The sequence below is a fragment of the Maribacter arenosus genome (assembly GCF_014610845.1).
Classification (GTDB): domain Bacteria; phylum Bacteroidota; class Bacteroidia; order Flavobacteriales; family Flavobacteriaceae; genus Maribacter_A; species Maribacter_A arenosus.
Map to the genome: position 1 here is coordinate 497,368 of NZ_JABTCG010000002.1, position 20,325 is coordinate 517,692.

Here is a 20,325-nt window from a genome sequence, read left to right on the forward strand (position 1 = left end):
ACGGTTTGGCAGTATTTTAAAACACTACACTTATTTAACACTTGCCAGATTTTTAATAATCTGGCTTTTTCATTTATTTCCTATAATAAATAGTTATTCAAATATCTTAACTTATACTTGTATAATGGTCTTTTAGATTTATATGGGAACAAATCGGTTCATAACAGGGAAAACAAAATTTTTGGTCTGGGCCACTTATTTGCTAGGGTTACACATGGTTACCTCCCAAAACCAAATAACTTTCCGACAATTATCCGTCAAAGATGGCCTCTCACAAAATAGCGCCATTTCCATAGCCCAAGATAGTACAGGCTATCTATGGATAGCCACCCAAGATGGCCTTAACAAATATGATGGTCGGGAATTCAACATCCACCCATTCAAATTCGTGGATATCACGAAAACCGATTATAGCCATTTGGGTAAAATATATCGCGATAAAGAGGGCGGTCTCTGGGTAATCCCTTTAGATAAGAAACTTTATAAGCTAAATCCCCAAAAAAATATTTTTGAAATTTTCCCCGGCCTTGAGGATGTTAGTGTACTATTTCAGGACGAGGCCCTAACGTATTGGGTGGGCACCTATTCAAAGGGCGTATATCAATTTGACCCTAGAAATGAGGGTTCGAAAAAAGTACTTTCAGGGAACGAGTTCAACGGACCCATATATACTATTTCATCGGATAATAAGGGCACTATTGTAATGGCGACCGATGGGCAGCTTATCGAATTCGATAAAAAATCCCAAAGCTTTTCACATGTACGATTCAAGGATTACTACGGTGAGGATATCATTGGGAATTTTAGTGACATGGTTACTGATAGTCAGGGAAGGCAATGGATTTCGACTTTCGGGGACGGACTTTATTTTAGAAACGGGTCGGAAAGAATACTGCAACGGGTATCCCTTCTTGCATTTACCGATCCACTTCCCGCAAACCTAAATATATTGGATATCCATCTGGATAAAAAGCAAAGATTATGGGTGGCCACCTATGGCCGGGGACTGTATTTGTTGGATTTTGAAAAAAAATCGATTTCACATTTCAATGCCGATAAGAACAACCCAAGGGCCATACATTACAATGACATTTTGTGTATTTACGAGGACAATTCAGGTACACTTTGGTTTGGTACCGATGGGGGCGGTATTAGTTACTACGATGAATTCTTGGAAAAGTTCAACTCTTTTACCAACAACCAGACTCCTGAGGGCATCAATATCGATGTAGTCCGATCGATCACTACCGACCATAAAGGGGCGGTCTGGATAGGGACTTCCGGCAAGGGGCTTACACAGTATGAACCTGGGAATAATAGTTGGCAAACATTTACTACCGGTACTGCCAGTGGCAATGGGATCACTTCAAATAGGATCATGAGCTTATTGGTCGATGACGATGGCGATCTTTGGATAGGCACCCAAGAAGATGGTCTTATCCTAAGGGACACGATCGGGAATTTTCGTCCGTTTAATACAACCTCTAAAATACCGCTCTCCGCCCATACCGTTTGGAACATTTTTAAAGACCGTAATAATACCATTTGGCTGGGAACAAGGGAAAACGGACTTATTCAATTTGACAAAAACAAAGGGGTGGTAAAACAGTTGGTTACCGACCCAAAGGATAGTAATTCGCTCCCCAGTAACAATGTACGAGTAATCACTGAAGACCCCAATGGAAAGCTATGGATCGGTACCGAAGAAGACGGCATTGCCCGGTACGATCCAACGTTAAATACTTTTGAACGTTTTTATCAGGACTCCGGTAGTAATTCCTACACAAACAACAGTATTAAGGCATTGTATTATTCGCCCAACGGTATGCTGTGGATCGGGACCAATGGAGGTGGTTTGAACGCCTTTGATACTACCGAGGAAAAATTTTATCGGTATACAACGGAAGACGGATTGGCCAACAATGTTATTTATGCGATTTTACCGGATGCCCAAGGCAGTCTTTGGTTAAGTAGCAATAGGGGGATTACCAAATTTACCCCCAACCCGAATATGACCACCCAACCCATTGTAATTAATTATAGCAATTATGATGGTCTGGCGACGGAGTTCAATACCGGGGCCTATCATAGCGGTAAGGACGGTACCTTATATTTTGGGGGATTGGATGGCTTTTATTGGTTCCGCCCAGAGGATATTAGGGAAAATCAGATACTTGCCAAAACATCGATTACGGATTTTGGGGTACTGGGAAAATCAACCCCTATGGTTTCCGGAACGAGATTAAAGTATAACCAGAATACCCTTTCCTTCAGTTTTTCAAGCTTACAATATTCCTTGCCTGAAAAAAATGAATACCAATATCGATTGGTGAACCATGATGAGGATTGGGTGTATTCGGGGAATATCAATACGGTGCGTTATGCACAGTTACCCCCCAATGATTATATTTTTCAGGTAAAATCGAGCAATTATGATGGGGTTTGGAACGAGCAACCCACCTCCTTTAGGTTTACAATCGCCCAACCTTGGTATTGGTCGACTTGGTCAAGAATAGTTTACGGGATGCTGTTGCTGGCTGCCATTTATGGTATCTACACCTATCTGAAGTGGCGATTGCGAATGAAGTTGAACCTACAGTTAAAGGAAGAGGAGGCCCAACGGCTAAAACGCCTCAACGATTTTAAATCGAAACTCTACACCGATATTTCCCATGAATTCCGAACACCCCTCACCCTGATTTCGGGACCGGTAGATGCCAAACTGGCCGAAGGTAAGCTCTCCGAGTCCGATTACACCAACTTTTCGATGATCAAACGCAACACCAATCGGCTCATTGCATTGGTAGACCAACTGCTGCATCTGGCCAAGTTGGAAAAGGGTAAGTTGAGGTTGAAGGTCACCAACGGCAATCTCGGCCTCTTTTTGGGCATGATCGCCACTTCGTTCGAATATAAGGCCGAATCGAGAAACATGCAGTATGAAATAGATATTGAAGATTTGAACGATGCCTGGTATGACGAGGATGCTGTGGAAAAAATCGTGGCCAACCTGCTCTCCAATGCCCTGAAATATGGGAAGGAAAACGGACTTTGCCGGTTTTATGCCCATAAAAAAGAGGGGAAGGCCCATATAGGCGTTGAAAATACGGTGGTCGACACCCTTGATATCGATTTTAACCAAATATTCGATCGCTTTTACCAAAAAGACGAATTTGCCGAGGGGGCCGGGGTGGGCCTTGCCCTGGTCAAGGAATTGGTGCAATTGTACAAGGGTGAAATATCCGTGGGCCTAGAGGGGGAAGATATCATCCATTTTAAGGTCATCCTGCCTACAGAAAGAGCCGATTTTAAGAAAAAAGACCTGCTGACATCGGTTGCTGAAAAGGTAGAAACGCAAACAACAGTCACTATCGATCCCGTTGATGAACCTGAAGCGTCCGCTATGCAGCAAGAAGGATCTGACGAACGACCCCTGGTCTTGGTGGTCGAAGACCATAAAGAAGTACGGCAGTTTCTCACCTCTGTCTGGAAGCACAGGTACCAAATGTATGAGGCGAATAACGGGAAGGAAGGCATTGAAAAGGCCCTTCAAATAGTACCCGATCTGATCATTACCGATGTACGTATGCCCCTCTGCAACGGTATAACTCTTTGCAATACCCTCAAGACCGATGAGCGCACCAGCCATATTCCCATAATACTGCTTACCGCAGGCGCTGGGGAAGAAGACGAACTGTTAGGCTTGCAATCCGGTGCCGATGATTTTATAACCAAACCCTTTAAACTACGCCCACTACAGACCCGGGTAGAGAACCTTATCGCCAACAGAAGGGCCCTGCGAAACCGCTACAGTCAGGAAGTGGTCTTAAAAGCCAAGGATATCGCCATCACCCCTACCGATGAGCTGTTCTTGAACAAGGTGCAAAAGGTCTTGGACGACCACTTGGCCGATCCTGCCTTCAATGCCAAGAAATTTGCTTCCCTAGTAGGCATGAGCCGTATGCAGTTGCATCGAAAGCTACAGACCTACACCGGCCTGAGCACTACGGAATTCATTCGCTCGCAACGGTTAAAACAAGCCGCCCACATTTTAAGGACCTCGGACGCCACCATCAACGAGGTGGCCTATACCGTAGGCTTCAATACGCCTTCCTATTTTATCAAGTGTTTTAAGGAAACCTATAAAAAAACTCCGGCGGAATTTGTTCAGACGACCGAGTGAACGGTAGGCTTTACGTTAAACCCCAAGGGGCTCCCGTACCTTTCCCGATATGTTTTTCCTTGTCCCCCTGGACTCAAAATCCAATACCTAAACCACAGAAAAACAGCATGTTGTCCTGAATGTTACATCACTTGCATAGATGGTTACATACGTGGTATGGTAAAATGGTCTTACGGGCTATTTTTGGCAAGAACCCTAAGACCCATTTCCCCCGGAAAGCAATTTAAACATGAAACAAATACATTGAAAGATCATGAAAATAAAACGTTTAAGAATCGTATTGCTGTCCACCATTCTAGGCTTTGCCCTTTGGGTAACCGCTTGTGACAAAGACCCCGAAGAGGTGGTTGAAGATACTTTCGACTGCCTTCAAAACGGCAATTGTGATGACCTTGATGGCAGTATTCCGGAAGGTAGTGAACGCACGGAGCAAAGAGACACGCTTCGTGTTGAGGAATTTTAACATTTCCCCGCCCATACCGTGGAGTGCCATGGTATCGATTTCAATGGGGAAACTGAAAGGCGAATGGACTATGCACTATGAAAATTAAAATTTACAGATATGTTACATATAGCGCAGGGGAAAACATCCCCAAATGATTGGGTCAACTACCAGAGTTCCAGGGGCGGCATTTATGTGGATGTTGATACCTCCGCAGGGAATTTTACGGCAACCCCGCACTATCTGGTATCGCTCGAGGGCAAAAGCCATCATTGGTGCGCCAATGGGGCCAATGCAATTTACGATGCTACACCCACCGGGTTCAGGGTGTACATCAGATGGACGGACGACAATGGCCATTTCGGCGAATTGAACCCTTTAAAGATCGAAACGGCGAAAAGGTATAAATGGCACCTGAAATGGACAGGGATACAACTTTGCAAAGCAAAAGAAACACGAAAAAAGAAAACATCATGAAAACAACAACAACAATTATGGTATTGCTGTTTCTGCTTATAGGCAGCCCAACGGCCCAAGCCCAAGATCTGTTGGATGCCCTAAAACAAACCGCTCAGATGTACAATGAAGCTAATCCGGAAGGGGAAAGCGAAACTAACCAGGGAGCTGCCCCCGAAGGCCAGAATGAATGGCAAGAGGCATGGGATAATGAAAGGGAGGAAAATGCTGATATTTTAGATGCCTTAGACACCAAATACCTAAAATGTACAGCACTTATGATTTTATACGTGGATGCGTATATTAGACTTAAAGAGGAACATAAAATCGGGAATGTTTCGATGTCAGCATGTGATGCCTACGGTATGCAAACCTTAGCCTTGGCAGCCTCCACAACCATTATGTATTGTCCCGAAGAGATGGTTCAACTTAGTATTGATGAATTAAAAAAAATAGCCATTGATTTAGATAAAGCTAGTCAGGAATATTCACGAGGGAATACGAATCTTAAATTATGGTTAAAATTTCTCAATATTGCCAATTGGTACTATCATGGGGAAGCTATTCAAGAATTAGGTCAAAATAATACTTGGGGGGATTCACCAGATCATTTGGCATATACGATAAAATATATGATTTCATTTTTTACCCCTCGACATATCTTGGGAGCAACCCTAAAAATAGCAGAAAAGATGGAGGCCCTAAGCTGTAGCGGCTAGAATTGCCAAGAAATTATAACCCCATGAAAAAACCCATAGAGACAATTGCAAGACTGTTTATTATCCTATTACTGCTGTCAGCGGGCATAGCCTGTAATATGGGCAAAAAAGATAAGCACGGAAGTTCTGAAAACAACAGTGCACCCACCGCCAGTACCAACAAAGCTTTAGATGTTTACGTAGAAACGGATGCATGGCGAAGCTGGGCACCGCCCAAAACCCTTTCGGGTTATACACTTGTACGCTTTGTTACCGATCCTTTTAAATTGGAAGGGTTGTCTTCGGCCAATGCACGGTATGAAACAGGTGAAAAATGGATCGATATTCAGCTTATTGACGGCAGCACCGAAAAAGGCAAACGGGAAATGCGGGACCACTTAGGGATTGCCGAGCTTGAGCGCGACCATTCCAACCAATATGGTTATGAAAAGACGTTGGTACGTAACGGTATAAAGGCCAAGGAAAAATATTTGGCCCCACCGGCAGGGCAATACCTGATCAAGTTTATGCTCGAGGAGCAATACGGGGTGTCGGTAAAATCGAACGCCGAAACCGCAGAAGAAATCTGGGCATTCATAGATGCACTAAATTTAAAAGGGTTTGATACCTAGCCGCTATGATTCAAAAAATAGAGGAACTATGAAAAGAAAAAGCGGTTTGGTTTTGCTTTTATTGGTCAGCATGGGTTTTGGCCATGCCCAGTCCTTGACCACCAATGAAACCAAAGTGGTACTGATTGTCAAGGGTGCATCGGAAGGCATAAGCCAAATAGCACTTTTCAACACCTTTGAAAAGATAAAAGGAAACGGGATCTTGGAGAAATACCCGAACTGCCAATTCTATATTGGCCTGCTTCGAGGAAGTTATGAATTGAATGATAATAATGTGGCACCCCTTATAGGAAGCACTATTATCATGTATACCGACCAGCCTTATTTATCAAGTAATAGGATACTCCAAAGCACTCGGTTTATCCCTGGTGACCAGTTAAGCTTGGGTTCGGGGAGCGCCAAAGTGATATCCAATAAAAAGGGTGAATTAATTCTAGAAACCCAATAAAATGAGACGAACGTATTTTCATCGCTTGAAGCATGGGAAAGCAGAACAAACATTCTTGATACAAGGATGAAACGATTACTGAGGTTAACTGGTTATCTAAAGATTTTAGATAGGTTTTTAAGGTCGATCAAAATTTTAAAACACAAGAAAATGGAAGAAAAAATGATACTCGGAAAAATAAAAGGCAGTACCATCGTATTTATGGGCATGGTGGCCGTAGGCATTTATTTAATCGTGATCGCCTTGACCATTTAATGAAAGGACCCCAAGTCGTAATGCCAATTATTTTTGATATAGTGATTAAAACAAAAGGGTAGGCTTACCCTAATGGCCCATGGTATGCCAGGTGCTATTATTAAACCAAACAGTATCATCATTTATACTTTTTGGTTTATTTTTTTGTTCAAATTTTAACAGAAAACCGCACTTTTAAACAAGGTAGTGATCATAACGTGTGAACCTACATTTCAACATTCGATGTTAAAAACTTTGTGACTGAAATTAAGAATTACCCCTAAAAATCCGATTCCTATTTTACATCTTTGTTAATCCCGACAGCAGGATACGTATCATCCTGGTCAATTAACTTTTTAAATCAACAGTATTATGCCAGCAGCCTTAGAGCCAATCTTACAGGAAAACAAAGACCGTTTTGTAATCTTCCCTATACAACATCACGACCTATGGGAATGGTATAAGAAACAGGAAGCCTGTATTTGGACCGCTGAGGAAATCGACCTGCATCAAGACCTTGCCGATTGGAATAACAAGTTGAGCGATGAGGAGAAATATTTCATCAAACATATTTTGGCCTTTTTTGCCGCTTCCGACGGTATCGTAAATGAGAATCTGGCAGAAAACTTCGTCAATGAGGTACAGTATTCAGAGGCCAAATTTTTCTATGGCTTCCAGATTATGATGGAGAACATCCACTCCGAAACCTATTCCTTGCTGATCGATACCTATGTGAAAGATGAAAAGGAAAAGAACATGCTTTTTAAGGCCATAGAGAATTTCCCGGCCATTAAAAAGAAGGCGGACTGGGCCTTAAAATGGATCGAGTCTCCAAGCTTCGCGGAACGGTTGATCGCCTTTGCCGCCGTAGAGGGTATTTTCTTCTCAGGTTCCTTTTGTTCAATTTTTTGGTTGAAGAAAAGAGGGTTGATGCCAGGATTGACCTTCTCCAATGAGCTTATTTCGAGGGATGAGGGGATGCACTGCGACTATGCCGTACACCTACATAAACATCATATCATCAATAAAGTGCCTAAAACGCGCATCACCGAAATATTGGTCGATGCCCTGAATATAGAACGTGAGTTCATTACGGAATCCTTACCGGTTAGTTTAATAGGGATGAATGCCAAATTAATGACACAATATCTGGAGTTCGTCACCGATCGCTTATTGGTTGAGCTCGAATGTGATAGGGTCTATAATTCGACCAATCCGTTTGACTTTATGGATATGATCTCGCTTCAAGGGAAAACCAATTTCTTTGAAAAAAGGGTTTCCGAATATCAAAAAGCCGGGGTCTTGAACAAGGATAAGGACGAAGACGCACAAAAAATCAGTTTTGATGCTGATTTCTGACGATTTACGAGGGACAATTTTACAATTATTAATTCACATCACATAGGAAGTGTAGATTATAACGTAGGCCCCAAAATCCACCAATCGTAAATCGTAAATCAATTAATTAACCAGAATCTCGAAATATCGAACCTGATTGAAAGCACCTAAATTCAACATTCGTAAATCGTAATTCTAAAATCATAAATCGTAAATCAAGTTATGTATGTACTAAAAAGAGACGGAAGAAAAGAAGTGGTCATGTTCGATAAGATCACGGCCCGAGTGCGAAAATTATGTTATGGTCTTAACGACCTAGTCGACCCCCTAAAGGTCGCCATGCGCGTTATAGAAGGTCTTTATGATGGGGTGACCACCTCGGAATTGGATAATCTGGCAGCGGAAATCGCGGCCACCATGACCACCATGCACCCCGATTATGCAAAATTGGCAGCCCGTGTCTCCGTTTCCAACCTACATAAGAACACCAAAAAGTCGTTCTCCGAAACGATGAAGGACCTCTATACCTATGTAAACCCCAGGACTGGTAAGAAGGCGCCCTTGCTCTCGGACGAAGTATATAAGGTGATTTCAGAAAATGCGGAGGCGTTGGATTCCACCATCATTTATAACAGGGATTTTGGGTATGACTACTTTGGTTTCAAGACCTTAGAGCGTTCCTATCTCCTGAAATTGAACGGCAAGATCGCCGAACGTCCACAACATATGCTCATGCGGGTTTCCGTGGGTATTCATTTGAATGATTTGGATGCGGTAAAGGAAACCTACGAGCTGATGTCGAAAAAGTTTTTTACCCATGCTACCCCGACGCTGTTCAATGCAGGGACACCAAAACCGCAAATGTCTTCCTGTTTCCTTTTAGCGATGAAAGATGATAGTATCGAAGGCATCTATGATACATTAAAACAAACCGCAAAAATATCACAATCAGCAGGTGGTATAGGCTTATCCATACATAACGTAAGGGCCACAGGTTCTTATATAGCAGGGACCAATGGCACCTCTAACGGCATTGTACCCATGTTGCAGGTGTTCAACGATACGGCAAGATATGTGGACCAAGGAGGTGGAAAACGCAAAGGTAGCTTCGCCATTTATATGGAGCCTTGGCATGCCGATATCTTCGAATTTTTGGAATTGAAGAAGAACCATGGGAAGGAAGAAATGCGCGCCCGAGATCTTTTCTATGCCATGTGGATCTCCGATCTGTTCATGAAACGGGTTGAGGCAAATGAACATTGGACACTCATGTGCCCCAATGAATGCCCAGGACTTTACACCAACCATAGTGAGGAATTTGAAAAATTATACCTAGGGTACGAAGCCGCAGGGAAAGGTCGTAAGACCGTAAAGGCACGGGAACTTTGGGAAAAGATATTGGAATCCCAGATCGAAACCGGTACCCCTTACATGCTCTATAAGGATGCCGCCAACCGTAAGAGCAACCAAAAGAACTTGGGAACCATCCGTTCATCGAACCTATGCACCGAGATTTTGGAGTATACCTCCCCCGATGAAATTGCGGTCTGTAATCTCGCCTCCATCGCCTTACCCATGTTCATCAAAAATGGGGAATTCGACCATAAGGAATTATACAGGGTGACCAAACGGGTGACCAAAAACCTGAATCGGGTTATCGATAGGAATTACTATCCGGTCAAGGAGGCCGAAAACTCGAACCTAAGACATCGCCCTATCGGGTTGGGGGTTCAGGGCTTGGCGGACGCGTTTATCTTATTGCGTTTGCCTTTTACGAGCGATGAAGCCAAGAAATTGAACCAGGAAATTTTCGAAACCCTGTACTTCGCGGCCGTTACGGCGTCTATGGAAGCCGCTAAAGAAGAAGGTACGTATTCTTCCTACGAAGGTTCCCCGATTTCACAAGGGGAGTTTCAGCATAACCTATGGGGCATACAAGATGAAGAGCTTTCCGGTCGCTGGGACTGGGGCAAATTGCGAAAAGAGGTGAAAAAGCACGGGGTGCGGAATTCCCTATTAGTGGCTCCCATGCCAACGGCATCCACCTCACAGATTTTGGGCAACAACGAGTGTTTTGAACCCTATACCTCGAATATCTATACCCGACGAGTGCTTTCTGGGGAGTTCATCGTAGTGAACAAACATTTATTGGAAGACCTGGTAAACCTTGGGATGTGGAACGAACAAATGAAGCAGGAACTTATGCGGGCCAATGGTTCGATCCAACATATTGAAACCATTCCCCGGGAGATACGGGAGTTGTATAAAACGGTTTGGGAACTCAGTATGAAGGATATCATTGATATGAGCCGACATAGAGGATACTTTATTGACCAAAGTCAATCCTTGAACCTCTTTATGGAGAATGCCAACTATTCCAAATTGACATCCATGCACTTTTATGCCTGGAAAAGCGGACTGAAGACAGGGATGTACTATTTAAGGACCAAGGCGGCCGTAGATGCTATAAAATTCACCTTGGACAATAGCCAAAAGGAAGCGGTTCCTGTAGAGGCTGAGGTTGCCATCACTATGCCTCCAGCAGCCAAGACCACAAAATCCATCGAAGTACAACCCACTTCTATAGCCCCCCAGTCACAAGCTATGGACGTACAGCCCATGACCCCGGAAGAAATGAAGGAAATGATCGCACGGGCCAAAGAAGGCCAAGCCGATGACGATTGTCTTATGTGCGGTTCATAACGAAGTACTTTTTATAGGTACGTGATAGTGTTTATTGAAAATAAGGGGCTGCCCAATATGGCAGCCTCTTTTTTGTTTTCATATTTTAGGATGATGACGTCGGTTTGATTTGAAACAAACCCAAATAAAAAGGCCGTCCAAATGCAATTTGGACGGCCTTAGTTATGACATCTTTAGGATTAGAACGAATAGTTAAGTCCGAATAGCCAATAGCTTTGTGTCTTAACATCGATATTATCGAATGTCGGTGCAGGTACAATGGCAGGCACCTGACCAAGCGCATTGGCCAAAGCCTCTTGCTTGTTGTTCCTGAGTCCGAATTCAAAACCAAGTCCGATCCCTTTCCATAAGGTATACCCGAAGGAGTTGATCCACGTCCAGTTCGACAAATCACTGCTTTTGTAGCTTTGAAAGGTCGAGAAGTTGGTTTTGAAGTTTACATCTCCCAATTTTTTGGTATAATCGACTACGATTTTTGCACCGGTAGAGGATTCATAGGCTGCATCATCTTTCGCGAATACAAAGTTATAGTTCAACGGATGGATCACGACGACCATATCGGTTATCGGGGTCCACGTAGCACCCAATCCAACATCCAAATACCCTGGATCATTGAAATTATTGACGATCGAGGTACGGTATTCCGCCAAGGTTGAAATCGCAAATTTTTCGTTCAACTTTTGTCCATATAAAGAAACGATATTGAAAACATCCGTTGTGCTGTTAAAGCTATCGTCATCGGTATCGATATCCTTATTGTCCAATTTCACCCATTGTAGGTTCATATTCGCCGAATTTCTCCAAAAGAATTTCTCCTTATTCAAATTTGCGAATCCGTTAAGGGAAACCCCTATGTTTCCCGAAGAGTTGTTGGGTGTGCCTTGTGAATACCAATTTTTGGATCCGGACAGGTTGGCCCCAATGGTACCGAATACCCCTTTTTTCCATCCTGGAAGGGCATCGATCTGTGCCTGAATGGCATCGACCCTCCCTTGAATCGCTGCTATGGAATCCTTTTTAGGGCCTTGCAACGCCTTTAATTCATCCGCAGTTTGTGCGTTGGTAGCCGATATGGTTAGAATGGCCACCAAAGTGAATACTAATTTTCTCATAATGCTTAGTGTTTTTATGTTAATGAGGTGCAAAAATAACAATTGTTAACAATAAACAATTACCGTTATCAACAATTTTACTTTTTATACAATGGCACGGAAGAGCAGGCTTCACCATACATGACGCTCTTCGCAACGCCCATCAGCTTTGCAGTTATCCACAAATAGGCATTGGGCGGAACCGGTTTATTGGTACATCCCTTTATGATCACAGGTTTGCCCGTATAGGCCGAAATATCAAGATTTTCAATGATGGATTGGTAGATTGAGGTTTCCAAGGTTTCCAAATTTCCTTGTACCACTTTTTTGGCATAGGGTTGCAGCTGGGTGACAATAAGCATGTAGGCCCACCCCGGGATGATGGCATCGGTAGAACAGTCGACTGCCACATATTTGTCTTTATATTGGCCCCAATCATGTCCGGCTACTGAGGCCCTGAACTCTTTTTCACGCAACACCAACCCTTCATAAAGCCATTGTTCTATATCCAGGAATATACGTTCCCCAATAGGGTAATAGTCTTCTAGGTCAATGGTTTTCAATTGACTTTGGGCTACGCGGTTTACAATATCAGACATAAGATTTCAGAATTAAGAGTTCAGATCCTTTTTAAGATGTTTGATCAACCCAAATAATGTTTTTGAAATTTCATCACAAAGAGAATACAATATTTTAAATTCCAATTCACTTGCGTACTGAATATCATAGGCCAAATACAATTGTGACTTCACTTCATAACATGAAGCTAGGGCAATTTAAGAAAATAGTCAAATTCCTTGTTTGAGGCTCTACCATACCCTTCTGCAATATTAGAAGAAATGGAAATTGATGCCCTACGTATTTGATCTCTTAAAGCAAAGTCATTTGAAAAATCACTTTTCTGGGTCAAAGAATATATTTCCCTATTTAGTTCTCTTGCCTTTTTCCATGAAATAATCTGTTCAAAACCCTTCTCCATCAGATTTCCAATATCTTACATCTGAAATCTATAACATGCCTAATTCCAATTTTGCCTCCTCGCTCATCAATTCCTGGGTCCATGGCGGGTCAAAGGTAATCTCGACCATGGCATCCTTTACGGCATCCAACGATTTCACTTTTTCCTCAACCTCAACTGGCAATGTCTCCGCGACCGGACAATTCGGGGAGGTAAGGGTCATCAGGATCTTTACATCCCTCTCCTCATTGACGAATACGTCATAAATCAATCCCAATTCATAAATATCAACAGGGATTTCAGGGTCATAGATGGTCTTTAACACCTGTACGATCTTCTCCCCCAACTCTTGGGTATTTATTACAGTCTCACTCATTTTTTCTAAATTTAGTTCAATTGGGTTTGGTAGGCTATGGCATACAGTTTCAATTGTTTCACCATACTGACCAAACCATTTGCACGGGTAGGCGATAAATGCTCTTTTAAACCGATCTCATCGATAAAGTCCGTATCGGCATCGATGATGTCCTGCGGTCTTTGATTGCTAAAAGCCCGAATTAGGATGGCAATAATCCCTTTGGTGATAATGGCATCACTGTCTGCCGTGAACACCAATTTGTCGTCTTTTAACTCGGCGTGTACCCATACCTTGCTTTGACACCCTTTGATAATGTTATCATCGGTCTTATACTTCTCGTCGATCAAAGGAAGCGATTTTCCCAGCTCTATCATATATTCATAGCGCTGCATCCAATCCTCGAACATCGCGAATTCGTCTACAATTTCCTCTTGTATTTCTTTTATTCCCATTACCTGACTTTATGCAAAAATACGATAAGTATTATTGGTTCTCAATAGTTTGGCCGATTCCGGCAGTATACCTAGAGTAACATCGATATGGCCCTTTTTACCCCTGCTACCAAAACATCTACCTCCTCCTTTGTATTATAAAAACAAAAACTGGCTCGCACCGTACCAGGAATCTTATAGAAATCCATGATCGGTTGTGCACAATGGTGTCCAGTACGTACGGCGACGCCCAATTTATCTAAAATAGACCCCATATCATAGGGGTGAATACCCGCTATATTAAAGGATATGACCGAGGTCTTGTTCTTAGCGGGCCCATAGATGCGCAATCCATCGATCGCCAATAGTTGTTCGGTCGCATAGTCCAAAAGTTCCTGTTCATATACCGCTATGGTATCAAAACCAATGGCATTCATATAATCCAAAGCCACGCCAAAAGCGATCCCACCACAAATATTGGGGGTACCTGCCTCAAATTTATGGGGCAGTTCGGCATATGTCGTTTTTTCAAAGGTCACTTCGGCGATCATTTCGCCACCGCCTTGATAAGGGGGCAGTTTATTCAACCAGGCTTCCTTCCCATACAGCATGCCTACGCCTGTGGGCCCACACAGCTTGTGTGCTGAAACCGTATAAAAGTCCACATCCAAGGCTTGCACATCCGCTTTGATATGGGGGGCGGCTTGGGCACCATCGATCAAGACCGCAGCACCGACCTTATGGGCGGCATCGATAATTTTTTTGATCGGGTTTACCGTTCCCAAGGCATTGGAGACATGGTTACAAAAAACCAACTTGGTTTTGTCAGACAACAAAGTGTAGTATGCATCCATCAGCAATTCCCCCTCCTCGTTCATGGGAATGACCTTTAGAATGGCCCCTGTTCTTTCGCACAACATTTGCCAAGGCACGATGTTAGAATGGTGTTCCAAAGCCGAAACGATAAGCTCATCCCCTTTTTTTAGGAGGAATGAAAATCCGCTCGCCACTAAATTTATACTGTGGGTCGTCCCGGAAGTGAAAATAATTTCCTGGGGTTTGGCCGCATTCAGGTGCTTTTGGATCTTGATTCGGGCCTGTTCGTATTTTTCGGTCGCCTCTTGGGATAGCGTATGCACCCCACGGTGAATATTGGCATTGTAATTACTGTAGTAATCCACAATGGCATCGATGACCTGTTTTGGGGTCTGGGAGGTAGCGGCATTATCTAAATATACCAAGGGTTGCCCATTAACCTTGCGGTTTAGGATAGGAAAATCTACTCGTATTTTGGACACATTAAACATAGTGAAAAACTAATAGGCGACAAAGTTAAGTTTAAGCATTAAACTTCTACATCATCTAAATCCTAATTTGGTTAAACCAACAAAGTGGTTGACTTAAAGGTCAATATTTAAACTTACTATCGAATCGAGCACAGTCGAGATGTTTTTGTCCCTTTAAAAACATCAGTTCAATAGTGCAGAATCATAACTTATTTTAAATAGGGCATAACCAAAAGATAACTGAAAAACCCTGTTGAATTGTTTGTTATTATCACTCAATCCGCCTGTATCTAAATTCGTCCATCCATGAATATACCTTACCTGAACACCTAATTTGTGATTGATTTTATAGTTCATCCCAATAATTGCACCGGAGTCGAAACGGAAATCCCCAGATGAAGTCATCTTATCAAATGACTGATCTATGTTCGTTGATTTTTTTAATTTACTGACCGAGTTCAGTAAAAATCCGATTTGCGGGCCAAAATCCAATCCAAATTTTTTGTTGAATTCGAACCTTAAAATCAAAGGAATGGTAAGATAATTAAGTCGGCGGACCAATTTGGGGAAAACATTTTGAGACTGAGGTAAATCGAATAGAATTAGCCTATTTTCAAAGGCATATCCAATGGAAGAATAAAGCAATTCCGGATTAAAAGAAAATCTATTGGTCAACGGAATGTCTGCATAACCCCCAAAGTGATACCCTATTCTGGATTCGTGACTTTCAGTGAAATCCCCATTCACTTCTGACAAATTCAATCCTCCCTTGATGCCAACCTTAGTTTCCTGGGCAAATATAGAAGTAGATAGAAAAACAAGATAGATACATGTTAAATAGATACTTTTCATTCTAAAATATTAAACCAAACATCAGTCCATGAAATGTAAATAGTAAGTCTTACAAGTCAAACCCTAAACGGACCCCTAGTTTTTCAGCTATGAGCTTATTAATACGTGTTTTCAACTCCGTAATACGGACACTTTCCAGTACGTTATTGGCAAACGCATACATCAACAAAGCACGGGCTTCCTTCTTTGGAATTCCTCGGGATTGTAAATAAAACAAAGCTTCCTCGTCTAATTGACCAATGGTACAGCCGTGCGAACATTTAACATCATCCGCAAAAATCTCCAATTGGGGCTTTGTATTGATGGTCGCTTTGTCACTGATCAGGATATTGTTGTTCTGCTGAAAAGCATTGGTCTTTTGGGCTATCTTATCCACAATGATCTTGCCATTGAAAACGCCCGTGGAATTCTCCCCATAAATGCCCTTATAATCCTGATGGCTCTCACAATTAGGTTCAATATGGTGCACCAACGTATGATGGTCTACATGCTGCTTATACCCCAAAATGGTCACGCCTTTCATGGTCGAATCTATATACTCCCCGTTCTGATAGAAGTTCAAGTTGTTTCTGGTCAATTTTCCACCGAAGGAAAACGTATGTACTTTTACGACACTGTTGCTTTTTTGATCTATATAGGTATTATCGATCAACGAGGCGGTCTTGGCATCGTTCTGGATCTTATAATAATCTACAATGGCCCGTTCGGCAGCAAAAATCTCGGTCACACAATTGGTCAATACCTCATTCGAGGTCAGGCTTTGGTGCCTTTCGATGACCTGAAGCTCCGCATTTTCCTCGGCCACAATCAGGTTTCTAGGCTGTAACATTATAGATGCTTCGTTACCCGTTGAAAAATGTAGGATTTCAACCGGTTTTCTTGGCATTTTATTCTTGGGGATATAAATGAAGGCCCCTTCCCTGGAAAAGGCCGTATTCAACGTCGTCAAGGATTCCTCTTTTGAGGCCACTTTGTTAAAATACATATCGATGACCTGTTTGTACATCGGCTTGGTCAAAGCCGCACTCATTAAACAGATATCGACCCCATCGTGTGTAGTTTCCGAAAGAAAGGAAGAGTAGATACCATCTACAAAAACAATCTTATAGGTATCGATCTCATGCAAGAAATATTTCTTTATCTCTTTATATTCCAAGGTATTCGACTCTTTTGGGAAAATACTGAAATCAACCTTCTGCAGACTTCTCAATGAAGTATACTTCCAAGCTTCCTCCTTTTTGGACGGAAACCCTTTTTCCTCAAAATTCTTGATGGCCTCAGAGCGGATATCGTGCACGGGGTGTTCTACATCGACCTTGTTTTCAAAGGCCATGAAAGAAGAAATCAATTTATCTTTTAAATCCATCTGTTTTGTGTTACAATGTTAAAATGTCGAAAGTCGAAAGTCGAAAGTCGAATATTAATCTCGTTTTTCAAGATATTTGATAAATCCGCTCAACATTTTAGAAACATTTTCTATTTTACTTTTTAATTCCAAAAAATCATTTTCAGCTATATATTCCAAGTCATAGGACAGGTATAATTGTGACCTTACTTCTCCTGCGGATGCCTTAGCTACATATAAATAATAAATAAATTCTTTATCCGTATTTCTTTCAAACCCCTCCGCAATATTGGAACTTATTGAAACCGATGCTCTTCTAATCTGTCTTTTTAAATCAAAATCCTTTTCAAATAGCCCTCTATTTGTTATCCTATAAATATCCCTGTTGAACTCCCTACTTTCTTTCCAAGCGGTTATTTCTTCAAATAAGTTTATTTTAGGCATAATGCACATTTGGATTGAACATTAGACTTTTGGACTTTTGACTTTAAGACTTAGAGTTATACCGCTGTCTCCTGTTTGATCCAATCGTATCCTTTATCCTCCAACTCATGGGCCAATTCCTTGGTGCCGGACTTTACAATCTTACCTTCATGCAAGACATGTACAAAATCGGGGATGATATAATCGAGAAGCCGTTGGTAATGCGTGATGACGATGACCGCATTGTCCTTGCTTTTTAATTTGTTCACCCCATTGGCAACGATTCTCAGGGCATCGATATCAAGACCGGAATCCGTTTCATCCAAAATGGCCAGCTTTGGCTCTAACATGGCCAATTGAAAAATCTCGTTTCTTTTCTTTTCCCCACCGGAAAAACCTTCATTCAAAGAACGGGACAAAAATTTACGGTCAATATCCAATAACTCGGATTTTTCCCGTATCATTTTCAACATTTCATTGGCTGGCATATCCTCCAACCCTTTGGCCTTACGGGTTTCGTTTATAGCCGTTTTCATGAAGTTCGTTACAGATACCCCTGGAATTTCGACAGGATACTGAAACGAAAGAAAGATGCCCTTGTGCGCCCTTTCCTCGGGGGAAGCATCCTCAAGATTCTCGCCCTCCAAAACCACACTTCCTTCTGAAACTTCATATTCCTCTTTACCGGCAATGACCGCCGCCAAGGTACTTTTACCAGAGCCATTGGGCCCCATGATGGCATGGACTTCCCCTGCCTTGACCTCAAGATTTATACCTTTCAGTATTTCATTTCCCTCTATACCTGCATGCAGGTTATTGATCTTTAACATGTGCTACTTTTTATTATTCATTTTATCCAACAGAGCCTTCAAGGCTTATTTCCAATAGTTTTTGGGCCTCCACAGCGAATTCCATAGGTAATTTGTTCAATACCTCCTTGCTGAAACCATTCACGATCAACGCAATGGCCTTTTCGGTTTCAATACCACGCTGATTGCAGTAAAATATCTGGTCTTCCCCGATTTTACTGGTCGTTGCCTCATGTTCTATCTGTGCGGTCTTGTTCTTTACCTCGATATACGGAAAGGTATGTGCCCCGCATTCGTTCCCCATCAATAGGGAATCGCATTGTGAAAAGTTCCTGGCATTTTTAGCGCGACTGTTGACCTGCACCAATCCGCGGTAACTATTCTGTGATTTTCCGGCAGAAATACCTTTGGAGATAATGGTACTCCTTGTATTCTTACCAATATGAATCATCTTGGTCCCCGTATCGGCTTGCTGGTGGTTATTGGTTACCGCAATGGAATAGAATTCCCCTATGGAATTATCCCCTTTTAAGATACAGGAAGGATATTTCCAGGTGACGGCCGATCCCGTTTCTACCTGGGTCCAAGAAATTTTAGCGTTTTTATGGCAAATACCCCTTTTGGTAACGAAGTTATACACCCCGCCTTTACCTTCCTTATTCCCGGGGTACCAGTTTTGTACCGTTGAGTATTTTATTTCCGCATTATCTAAGGCAATCAATTCGACCACAGCGGCATGCAATTGGTTTTCGTCCCGTGAAGGCGCTGTACATCCTTCCAAATAACTTACATAACTGCCTTCATCCGCAATGACCAATGTTCTTTCGAACTGGCCTGTTCCGGCCTGGTTGATCCTAAAATAGGTCGACAATTCCATCGGACATCGTACGCCTTTTGGAATGTAACAGAAAGATCCATCGGAGAACACGGCCGAGTTCAAGGCGGCGTAGAAATTATCCCTTTGGGGAACTACAGAACCTATGTACATCTTTACGAGTTCAGGATGTTCCCTAATCGCCTCTGAAATGGAACAAAATATGATTCCTTTCTCAGCCAAGGTCTTTTTAAAGGTAGTGGCCACTGAAACCGAGTCCATCACGATATCCACGGCAACCCCGGCCAATTTCTTTTGTTCATCCAAGGAAATCCCCAATTTTTTGAACGTATCCAACAATTCGGGATCTACCTCATCAAGGCTATCGTATTTTGGTTTACTATTCGGAGCCGAATAATAGGAAATCGCCTGAAAATCAGGTTTTTCATAGGTTACGTTCGCCCATTCGGGCTCAACCATTTCCTTCCAGGCCTTAAAGGATTCCAAACGCCAAGCGGTCATCCATTCGGGTTCTTCCTTCTTTTTGGAAATGGCGATCACGATTTCCTCATTCAATCCAACCGGAAAAGTATCCGATTCAATATCCGTATAAAAACCGTATTCGTACTCCTTTGTCTCGAGTTCCTTTTTTAATTCCTCTTCGGTATATGCCATAATTCTTGTTAGTTCAGAGTTAAAAAAGTAAAAGAGTTAAAATCAACTACCCCTCTTTTTAACATACTTAATATAATTTGCCAGTTGTTTGGAAATTCCTATCACTTCATTTCTCAATCCTGCCAATTGGTTCTTGTCTGAATACCCTA

At 42.3% G+C, this 20,325-nt stretch carries 18 protein-coding genes and 1 pseudogene; 8 read left to right on the plus strand and 11 right to left on the minus strand.

The window, feature by feature from the left end:
- Window positions 1–142 precede the first annotated feature (142 nt).
- From HPE63_RS07290 to HPE63_RS07325, 8 genes are all read left to right on the plus strand, one after another.
- Window positions 143–4,183, plus strand: a complete 4,041-nt coding sequence (locus tag HPE63_RS07290; protein ID WP_188313592.1) for a two-component regulator propeller domain-containing protein — start codon at window positions 143–145, stop codon at window positions 4,181–4,183.
- 253 nt (window positions 4,184–4,436) lie between these two features.
- Complete coding sequence (locus tag HPE63_RS07295) at window positions 4,437–4,646, plus strand: hypothetical protein (RefSeq protein WP_188313593.1); 210 nt, start codon at window positions 4,437–4,439, stop codon at window positions 4,644–4,646.
- 99 nt (window positions 4,647–4,745) lie between these two features.
- Window positions 4,746–5,102, plus strand: coding sequence for a hypothetical protein (locus HPE63_RS07300; protein WP_188313594.1), 357 nt, complete (start codon window positions 4,746–4,748; stop codon window positions 5,100–5,102).
- On the plus strand, window positions 5,099–5,800 hold the full coding sequence (locus HPE63_RS07305) for a hypothetical protein (protein WP_188313595.1): 702 nt from the start codon (window positions 5,099–5,101) through the stop codon (window positions 5,798–5,800). The genes HPE63_RS07300 and HPE63_RS07305 overlap by 4 nt, the downstream gene beginning before the upstream one ends.
- 23 nt (window positions 5,801–5,823) lie before the next feature.
- Window positions 5,824–6,411: a hypothetical protein gene (locus tag HPE63_RS07310; RefSeq protein WP_188313596.1), complete on the plus strand. Its 588-nt coding sequence runs from the start codon at window positions 5,824–5,826 to the stop codon at window positions 6,409–6,411.
- Window positions 6,412–6,439: 28 nt separating this feature from the next.
- Window positions 6,440–6,859, plus strand: coding sequence for a hypothetical protein (locus tag HPE63_RS07315; protein ID WP_188313597.1), 420 nt, complete (start codon window positions 6,440–6,442; stop codon window positions 6,857–6,859).
- 606 nt (window positions 6,860–7,465) lie between these two features.
- The gene (locus HPE63_RS07320; RefSeq protein WP_188313598.1) at window positions 7,466–8,452 is read left to right on the plus strand and encodes a ribonucleotide-diphosphate reductase subunit beta; all 987 of its coding nucleotides are present in this window, start codon (window positions 7,466–7,468) and stop codon (window positions 8,450–8,452) included.
- Between the two features lie 201 nt (window positions 8,453–8,653).
- On the plus strand, window positions 8,654–11,134 hold the full coding sequence (locus HPE63_RS07325) for a ribonucleoside-diphosphate reductase subunit alpha (protein ID WP_188313599.1): 2,481 nt from the start codon (window positions 8,654–8,656) through the stop codon (window positions 11,132–11,134).
- A 179-nt stretch (window positions 11,135–11,313) separates the two neighbouring features.
- Here HPE63_RS07325 and HPE63_RS07330 read toward each other — a convergent pair whose 3' ends face one another.
- From HPE63_RS07330 to sufB, 11 genes and pseudogenes are all read right to left on the minus strand, one after another.
- On the minus strand, window positions 11,314–12,246 hold the full coding sequence (locus tag HPE63_RS07330; RefSeq protein ID WP_188313600.1) for a DUF3078 domain-containing protein: 933 nt from the start codon (window positions 12,244–12,246) through the stop codon (window positions 11,314–11,316).
- Window positions 12,247–12,323: 77 nt separating this feature from the next.
- Window positions 12,324–12,824 carry a DUF2480 family protein gene (locus HPE63_RS07335; RefSeq protein ID WP_188313601.1) on the minus strand — a complete coding sequence of 167 codons (501 nt, stop codon included), beginning with the start codon at window positions 12,822–12,824 and terminating at the stop codon, window positions 12,324–12,326.
- A 12-nt stretch (window positions 12,825–12,836) separates the two neighbouring features.
- Window positions 12,837–13,204: pseudogene (locus HPE63_RS18600) on the minus strand (four helix bundle protein).
- Window positions 13,205–13,232: 28 nt separating this feature from the next.
- Window positions 13,233–13,559 (minus strand): SUF system Fe-S cluster assembly protein, encoded by a 327-nt coding sequence (locus HPE63_RS07345; protein ID WP_188313602.1) that lies wholly within the window; start codon window positions 13,557–13,559, stop codon window positions 13,233–13,235.
- 11 nt (window positions 13,560–13,570) lie between these two features.
- On the minus strand, window positions 13,571–13,993 hold the full coding sequence (locus tag HPE63_RS07350) for a SufE family protein (protein ID WP_188313603.1): 423 nt from the start codon (window positions 13,991–13,993) through the stop codon (window positions 13,571–13,573).
- Between the two features lie 71 nt (window positions 13,994–14,064).
- Window positions 14,065–15,279 carry an aminotransferase class V-fold PLP-dependent enzyme gene (locus tag HPE63_RS07355; protein WP_188313604.1) on the minus strand — a complete coding sequence of 405 codons (1,215 nt, stop codon included), beginning with the start codon at window positions 15,277–15,279 and terminating at the stop codon, window positions 14,065–14,067.
- A 162-nt stretch (window positions 15,280–15,441) separates the two neighbouring features.
- A complete protein-coding gene (locus HPE63_RS07360) occupies window positions 15,442–16,110 on the minus strand; it encodes a porin family protein (RefSeq protein WP_188313605.1) in 669 nt (222 codons plus the stop codon).
- A 49-nt stretch (window positions 16,111–16,159) separates the two neighbouring features.
- Window positions 16,160–17,476 carry a Fe-S cluster assembly protein SufD gene (sufD, locus tag HPE63_RS07365; protein ID WP_188313606.1) on the minus strand — a complete coding sequence of 439 codons (1,317 nt, stop codon included), beginning with the start codon at window positions 17,474–17,476 and terminating at the stop codon, window positions 16,160–16,162.
- A gap of 54 nt (window positions 17,477–17,530) precedes the next feature.
- The gene (locus tag HPE63_RS07370; protein ID WP_188313607.1) at window positions 17,531–17,899 is read right to left on the minus strand and encodes a four helix bundle protein; all 369 of its coding nucleotides are present in this window, start codon (window positions 17,897–17,899) and stop codon (window positions 17,531–17,533) included.
- Window positions 17,900–17,955: 56 nt separating this feature from the next.
- Window positions 17,956–18,708 carry a Fe-S cluster assembly ATPase SufC gene (sufC, locus tag HPE63_RS07375; protein WP_188313608.1) on the minus strand — a complete coding sequence of 251 codons (753 nt, stop codon included), beginning with the start codon at window positions 18,706–18,708 and terminating at the stop codon, window positions 17,956–17,958.
- A 22-nt stretch (window positions 18,709–18,730) separates the two neighbouring features.
- A complete protein-coding gene (gene sufB / locus HPE63_RS07380; protein ID WP_188313609.1) occupies window positions 18,731–20,176 on the minus strand; it encodes a Fe-S cluster assembly protein SufB in 1,446 nt (481 codons plus the stop codon).
- Window positions 20,177–20,325: the final 149 nt, after the last annotated feature.